We start from the raw sequence: 6,947 nt of genomic DNA on the forward strand, positions 1-6,947 counted from the left end.
GATGAGTTAAATGGTTACAACAACACAAATTTTAGAACATACGAACACACCGCATGGTGGGAAGTTAATTAATCGTCAACTTGAAGGAGCAGAACGTGAAGCATTAATTGAAGCAGCAGCTGCTTTTAAAACATTAACGTTAAACGCATGGAGTTTATCTGACTTAGAATTAATCGCAATTGGCGGGTTCAGTCCATTAACAGGATTTATGGGAGAAGCGGACTATCAAAACGTCGTTGAAAACTTACATCTTGCAGATGGAACGTTATGGAGTATTCCAATTACTTTACCAGTTAATGAAGCAGAAGCGGACCAATATGAAATTGGAGAACAGATTGCGCTTTATGGAGAAGATCAACAGTTATACGGTGTTTTAACTTTAGAAGAAAAATATACGTATGATAAAGAAAAAGAAGCACAAAATGTTTATGGAACGACTGAAGAAGCTCATCCAGGCGTCAAAAAAGTATATGACAAAGGTAATGTGTATCTAGCAGGTCCGATTCAATTAGTAAATCGTCCAGACCATAGTGAGTTTGAAGAATTTGAATTAGATCCGATTGAAGTACGTCAAATGTTTCATGATTTGGGCTGGAAAACAGTCGTAGGTTTCCAAACACGTAACCCAGTACATCGTGCACATGAGTATATCCAAAAAAGTGCGTTAGAAACAGTTGATGGTCTCTTATTGAATCCATTAGTAGGCGAAACAAAGTCTGATGATATCCCAGCGGATGTTCGTATGGAAAGTTACCAAGTGATTTTAAAACACTATTATCCAGAAGATCGTGCACGCTTAGCGATTTATCCAGCTGCGATGCGCTATGCAGGACCGCGTGAAGCGATTTTACATGCGATTGTGCGCCAAAACTATGGTTGTACACATTTCATTGTAGGACGTGACCATGCAGGTGTAGGTGACTATTATGGTACATATGAAGCGCAAGAGTTGATTACGAAATATCAAGAAGAGTTGGGTATTCATATTTTAAAATTTGAACATGCTTTCTATTGCACGAAGTGCGGTAATATGGCGACAGCGAAAACGTGCCCGCATGGTGCAGAACATCATGTGCATTTAAGCGGGACAAAAGTCCGTGAAAAATTACGTAATGGAGAATCTTTACCGAAAGAATTCTCACGTCCTGAAGTCGCTGAAGTGTTAATTCGCGGTTTACGCAGACATAGAGAACAAAATGAGGAGGCGTAACGATGACAAAATCTCAAAACATTACATGGCATGATTCAGAAGTAACGAAAACAGAACGTCAAGCTCAAAATGGCCATAAGAGTGTAGTCCTATGGTTCACTGGTTTATCCGGTTCAGGTAAGTCTACCATCAGTGTTGCTTTAGAAAAAGCATTATTCGAACGTCGTATTCATGCGTATCGTTTAGATGGGGATAATATCCGTCATGGTTTAAATAATAACCTCGGTTTCAGTCCAGAAGACCGTAAAGAAAATATCCGTCGTATCGGTGAAGTCAGTAAATTATTAGCAGATGCAGGACTGATTACATTAACGGCGTTCATCTCACCTTATCGTGAAGATCGTGATCGTGTCCGTGAAATTTTAGAAGATGGCGAATTTATCGAGGTATATGCGAAAGCCAGTGTTGAAACGTGTGAGCAGCGTGACCCGAAACAGTTGTATAAAAAAGCACGTGCAGGAGAAATTAAGAACTTTACTGGTATTGATGCGCCATATGAAGCGCCAGAACATGCGGAAATTGTCGTGGATACAGAGACAACTTCTGTGGAAGAAGCGGTTCAGCAGATTCTAAACTATTTAGAAGACAAACAAATTATTTAATATCCCGAGCACACACAAACCTTAAATTGTGTGTGCTTTTTTGGTGGATAATATCATGGTTAAGTTTTGCGATTATTCTGAAATTGAATTAAAATAGAAGTGTACAATAATATATGGAGCAACAAGGAGAGTCGAACAACATGGCAGAAGTAAAAGGCAAAGTAGCAATGGTGACAGGCGGCGGACAAGGTATCGGAGAAGCAATTTGTCGCAGACTCGCAAAAGACGGTTTTAAAGTAGGGGTGGCAGATTTTAATGAAATAACTGCAGAAGCGGTTGCACAAAGCTTACGTGATGAAGGTTATGAAGCGCTTGCGGTTAAAGTAGATGTATCAGATCGTGATCAAGTCTTCCAAGCAGTCAACACAGTGAAAGATCACTTCGGAGATTTCAATGTGATTGTTAATAACGCTGGATTAGGACCACAAACACCACTTGATACAATTACGTATGATCAATATCGCAAAGTTTTCGATGTAAACGTCGGCGCAATTTTCTGGGGCATTCAAGCAGCGGTTGAAGCTTTTGAATCATTTGGTCACGGTGGTAAAATTATTAACGCTTCTTCTCAAGCAGGACAAGTCGGAAACCCAGGACTTGCATTATATGGCGCAACTAAATTCGCAATCCGTGGTATTACACAAACTGCAGCACGTGACTTAGCTGATAAAGGTATTACTGTGAATGCGTATTGCCCAGGTATCGTTAAAACACCGATGATGGAAGATATCGCACAAAAAACAGCTGATGAAGCAGGTAAACCATATGAATGGGGTATGGAACAATTCTCTAAAAATATCGCATTAAAACGTTTATCAGAACCTTCAGATGTTGCAGCATGTGTATCTTATCTTGCAGGACCAGATAGTGATTATATGACTGGCCAAGCTTTAATTATTGATGGCGGTATGGTCTTCAATTAATACAAGACATAAAGAAAGGCAAGTGCACCTAAACAGGACACTTGCCTTCTTTTTATTTTCTAGGAATACCAATCGCATGACCGAGTTGTTTCGGTGTTTCAAATTCCCCTTGTTCCTCATAATATGTTTTGATGTTATCAAAAACAAAATCTGGAAAAGCACTGCTGCGACGTTGTTGGTTATCAATAGCCATCATGATAACCTCATACGTTGCAGTCGGTATTTGATCTTGATTAAACATCTTTAAAAAGAAATGTACACGTTTATGGTCATAGTCATAAACATAAACTTCTACCGTAAACGTTTCATCTAGCAACATTTCTTTTAAGTAAGTGATATGTGCTTCTAAATTAAAAATTGTTGTGTCATGTTTTTGTCGGTAATCAATCGAGAACCCCATTTTCGCAAAGAAACCGACGACCGCATCACTGAAAATTGAAAAATACTGTGCATCATGTAAATGTTGATTATGATCAATCCAAGAAGGATGCACCTTATCCTCATAAGTATAAATGTACCCCATATTTAATTTTCCCCCTTTAATGCATATAACTGCAGTGTATCATATAAATGAAATCGATAGCTTGGACGTACTATCTTTAGACTATGATGACATTCGTATGAAGTGACTAAAGCAGGAGAAACGTTCCTGAAATTGAAACAGGATTAGAATTATTTTATTCGCACATTCTAAAAATGAATTCAAATTATCAATTTAAGTAAGAGATACAATACCAACTATTTTGCTGAAGTGTATTATCAATGAAATTTATCATCGAAAAAGTATAGTAAATGTTAAAGAATGTATAAAGAATAGAACTAAAATATTCTTCTGTATAAAGTTAACTATTTTATGAAATTTGTGTATAATGATTTGTAATAATGCAACACATTAAACAAATGGGGGGATATCATGAAGAGGCTATTATGTTTATTAAGTGCATCAGTATTAATTTTAGCGGCTTGTGGTGACAAAAAAGAGGAGTCGGAGAAAGAGGAAACATCTAGTTTAGATGCGAAACAAGCAAAAACAAAAGAAAAAGCTAAAATTAAAGATAACGCAGTTGAAATCAAAGGGGTAAAGGTGAAAATTGTGGGTACAGAAATTGTGCCTAAGGGGACAACAGAATATCAAGATGATGATGTTTTAGTTGTAAAATATGAAGTGACGAATAACAGTAAAGATGACAATGAAGTTAAACCAACTAGGTCTTATTTGAAAGTGTTTGAAGCGTATCAAGATAGTAAAGATTCAGAAAAGCGCTTAGATTACGGTCATGTAAGAGGAGAAACTTATGATAGTGAAAGAGATAAAGGTGAAGATAATATTAAAAAAGGAAGTACAATTTCATCTATTGAAACGTACAAGTTAAATGATTTAGAGTCACCTGTGTTATTAAAAGCGAAAGATCAAGAGAACTACGAGGATCCAAACATCGGTTCAATCAAAATTAATATTAAAGACAAGAAATCATCTGATAATAAATCATCTGATAAGAAGTCATCTGAAGACGATATTAAAAGTGAGGATATGACTGACTTATAAGAAATCAAAACACTGGAATAAACGATATTTCAGTGTTTTATTATGTTGGTTTAAATCAATAAAGTTTATCAAATAAGTTGAAAAAATAAGTTAATACGGTATGATAGTAATAAATAAAATAGTTCTTATTAAGAGTGAGTGGAGGGACTTGGCCCTGTGAAGCTCCAGCAACAACCGCAAGGTGACGTGCTAAATCCAACAAGGTAACTTGAAAGATAAGAAGACGTACGTGAAGCGCTTCTTCTTGCAAGGAGGGCTATTTTATTTATCCAAAATGAGAAAAAGGTGGTAAATAAAATGACAACATTCGCTAAACAACAAATCAAAGAGAAAATGCAAGAGCTGGAACAATGGGAGAATTATGAACCAATGAATATGGCTAGCAGTATGGGAAGAAAAGCCCAAATTCATGATATTGAGGCAACAATCAGACAAATGGTTCCATTGGAAGTGATTAAAGATTGGCTAGAAGAAAAGTAAGAAAGAAGAGAAGTTCATGATTGCAATCAGTGCGTGTTTAATTGGAGAGAATGTACGTTACGACGGCAGTCATAAATTGAATGATACATTACGCCAACTTGTTCAAGAGGGTAAAGCGATAGCGCTATGTCCTGAAGTATTAGGCGGTTTGACTACACCGAGACCAGCAGCTGAAATTGTTGGCGGAGATGGTTTTGATGTGTGGTCAGGTCGTGCTAAAGTCATTGCGACGACAGGTGAAGATGTTACGGAGGCATTTAAAGAAGGTGCATTAAAGACATTGGAATTGCTACAAGCACATCAATGTACGGCAATGATTCTAAAGTCGAAAAGTCCTTCTTGTGGAACCTCTGAGATTTATGATGGGACATTCAGTGGTGACTTGAAATCAGGCGAGGGTGTCTGTACAGCGTTATTAATACAGCATGGAATTACAATTATGAATGAATTAAACTGGAAAGAAAAATTAGATTTCACGTCGATTTAAATTTTAGTGTGAATTTTCTTATTGACAGAATATTCTTTTAACTATAGACTAGGATTAATTCAAATAATATTAATTGATTATGATGAGTAAAGTACATATTGAAGAATTAACAGAGAGCTTTTGGTTGGTGTGAAAAAGTAATTCGACAATATCGAAAATGGACTCTGAATCTGTCAGCTGAATCGTTAAGTTGGCACGTGTTAGCAAACGTTACCACTGCTCGAGTATGATAGTACTGTTGAGGAGAAGTATGGACTTCTTGAAACTGGGTGGTACCGCGCAGAATCGAATTCTACGCCCCTGTAAAGCTTTAGTATAGGCTTTATGGGGGCTTTTTATTATTTGAAATAAGAACATAAACATAGGGGGAAGTTAAGATGAGTGAATTATTACGTTATGATATTGTAGGAAGTTTCTTAAGACCAGAGGCATTAAAAGAAGCACGTGCAGCGTTCGAAAAAGGAGAAATCGATCAAGCTGCCTTAAGAGAAGTAGAAGACCGTGAGATTAAAACATTGATTGAGAAGCAAGTAGAGAATGGTTTGAAATCTATTACAGATGGAGAATTTCGTAGAAGTTGGTGGCATTTAGATTTCTTCTGGGGATTGAATGGTGTAGAAACAGTCAAAGATGAAGGCGGATTTGAGTTCGATGCGGTTCAATCTCGTATTGAAACAGCACGTTTATCAGGCCCGATTTCAGGAGACAATCATCCGTTTGTGGCAGACTTCAAATTCTTATTAGCTCATACACCAGAAGGTATCGAGGCACGTCAAACTGTACCAGCACCTGCCAGACTCTTCTCAGAGCTGACACGAAAAGAAAATATTGAAGCAACACGCAAATATTACGAAACAGATGACGCATTAATTGATGCCATTGCGGATGCATATCAAACAGTGATTGAAGATTTATATGAAGCGGGTCTCAAAACGATTCAATTTGACGATACAACATGGGGGCGTTTAGTCGGAGACCAAACTGAAATTAACGGTAAAAACGGTGACCAACAAGAAAAAGAACGCTTAAAACAATTATTCAAAGACGTGAATAACCGCGCAATTGAACGTTTACCTAAAGACTTGCGTGTTCAAACTCATATTTGTCGCGGTAATTACCGTTCCACATGGTTCGCATCAGGCGCATATGACAGTGTCGCAACACCGTTGTTCGACCAAGAAAATGTAGATGCTTATCTTTTAGAATACGATAGTGATCGTTCAGGTGGATTTGAACCGCTTCAATACGTATCAGATGATAAACAAGTCGTATTAGGTCTCATTACTTCTAAAGATGGTGAATTAGAAGATATAGATGAAGTCATAAAACGTATTAAAGAAGCGTCACAATATATCCCGTTAGACCGTTTAGCTTTAAGTACACAATGCGGCTTCGCATCAACAGAAGAAGGTAATAACTTAACTGAAGCACAACAATGGGCTAAAATTCGTTTAGTCAAAAGTATTGCGGAAGAAGTATGGCCTGAAAAAGTAAAAGGTTAAATCATCAATACATTAATGAATGATAGAAGATGAATTTCACTAGAGAAGGTGGAATTCATCTTTTTTTATTCATTTCTTTAAGTTAACTTCACAAAAGTCACCAAGCTGACAAAGATTTTTAATCACTACCTTGTATTATTTAATAGTAAGGGGTATATTATAAGTGAACTACTATTAAACATTAAACAGTACTGAAT

General features: G+C 36.9%; 8 protein-coding genes, 1 riboswitch and 1 other annotated feature. Of the genes, 7 read left to right on the plus strand and 1 reads right to left on the minus strand.

Annotation, left to right across the window (positions count from 1 at the left end; all coding sequences use genetic code 11):
• Positions 1-10: 10 nt before the first annotated feature.
• The 3 genes from sat (at position 11) to CD112_RS02415 (ending at position 2,735) form a co-directional block, all read left to right on the plus strand.
• Positions 11-1,210 (plus strand): sulfate adenylyltransferase, encoded by a 1,200-nt coding sequence (gene sat, locus CD112_RS02405; RefSeq protein ID WP_103363785.1) that lies wholly within the window; start codon positions 11-13, stop codon positions 1,208-1,210.
• Between the two features lie 2 nt (positions 1,211-1,212).
• The gene (gene cysC / locus CD112_RS02410; RefSeq protein WP_002480356.1) at positions 1,213-1,812 is read left to right on the plus strand and encodes an adenylyl-sulfate kinase; all 600 of its coding nucleotides are present in this window, start codon (positions 1,213-1,215) and stop codon (positions 1,810-1,812) included.
• A 140-nt stretch (positions 1,813-1,952) separates the two neighbouring features.
• On the plus strand, positions 1,953-2,735 hold the full coding sequence (locus tag CD112_RS02415; protein ID WP_070463488.1) for a (S)-acetoin forming diacetyl reductase: 783 nt from the start codon (positions 1,953-1,955) through the stop codon (positions 2,733-2,735).
• Positions 2,736-2,787: 52 nt separating this feature from the next.
• On the opposite strand, the gene CD112_RS02420 is transcribed toward CD112_RS02415, so the two are convergent.
• On the minus strand, positions 2,788-3,258 hold the full coding sequence (locus CD112_RS02420; RefSeq protein ID WP_002480358.1) for a thioesterase family protein: 471 nt from the start codon (positions 3,256-3,258) through the stop codon (positions 2,788-2,790).
• 390 nt (positions 3,259-3,648) lie between these two features.
• On the opposite strand from CD112_RS02420, the gene CD112_RS02425 reads away from it, so the two are divergent.
• The 4 genes from CD112_RS02425 (at position 3,649) to CD112_RS02440 (ending at position 6,750) form a co-directional block, all read left to right on the plus strand.
• The gene (locus CD112_RS02425; protein WP_002480359.1) at positions 3,649-4,281 is read left to right on the plus strand and encodes a DUF5067 domain-containing protein; all 633 of its coding nucleotides are present in this window, start codon (positions 3,649-3,651) and stop codon (positions 4,279-4,281) included.
• 122 nt (positions 4,282-4,403) lie between these two features.
• Positions 4,404-4,503: riboswitch (SAM riboswitch) on the plus strand.
• 75 nt (positions 4,504-4,578) lie between these two features.
• A complete protein-coding gene (locus tag CD112_RS02430; protein ID WP_023014911.1) occupies positions 4,579-4,761 on the plus strand; it encodes a hypothetical protein in 183 nt (60 codons plus the stop codon).
• Between the two features lie 16 nt (positions 4,762-4,777).
• Entirely contained in the window at positions 4,778-5,248 is a 471-nt protein-coding gene (locus CD112_RS02435; RefSeq protein ID WP_103363786.1) for a 2-thiouracil desulfurase family protein, read from the plus strand.
• A 70-nt stretch (positions 5,249-5,318) separates the two neighbouring features.
• Positions 5,319-5,553, plus strand: a binding site (T-box leader).
• A 72-nt stretch (positions 5,554-5,625) separates the two neighbouring features.
• A complete protein-coding gene (locus CD112_RS02440; RefSeq protein ID WP_002480362.1) occupies positions 5,626-6,750 on the plus strand; it encodes a 5-methyltetrahydropteroyltriglutamate--homocysteine S-methyltransferase in 1,125 nt (374 codons plus the stop codon).
• Positions 6,751-6,947: the final 197 nt, after the last annotated feature.

Origin of the sequence: Staphylococcus simulans (genome assembly GCF_002902285.1) — a bacterium.
Lineage (GTDB): Bacteria > Bacillota > Bacilli > Staphylococcales > Staphylococcaceae > Staphylococcus > Staphylococcus simulans.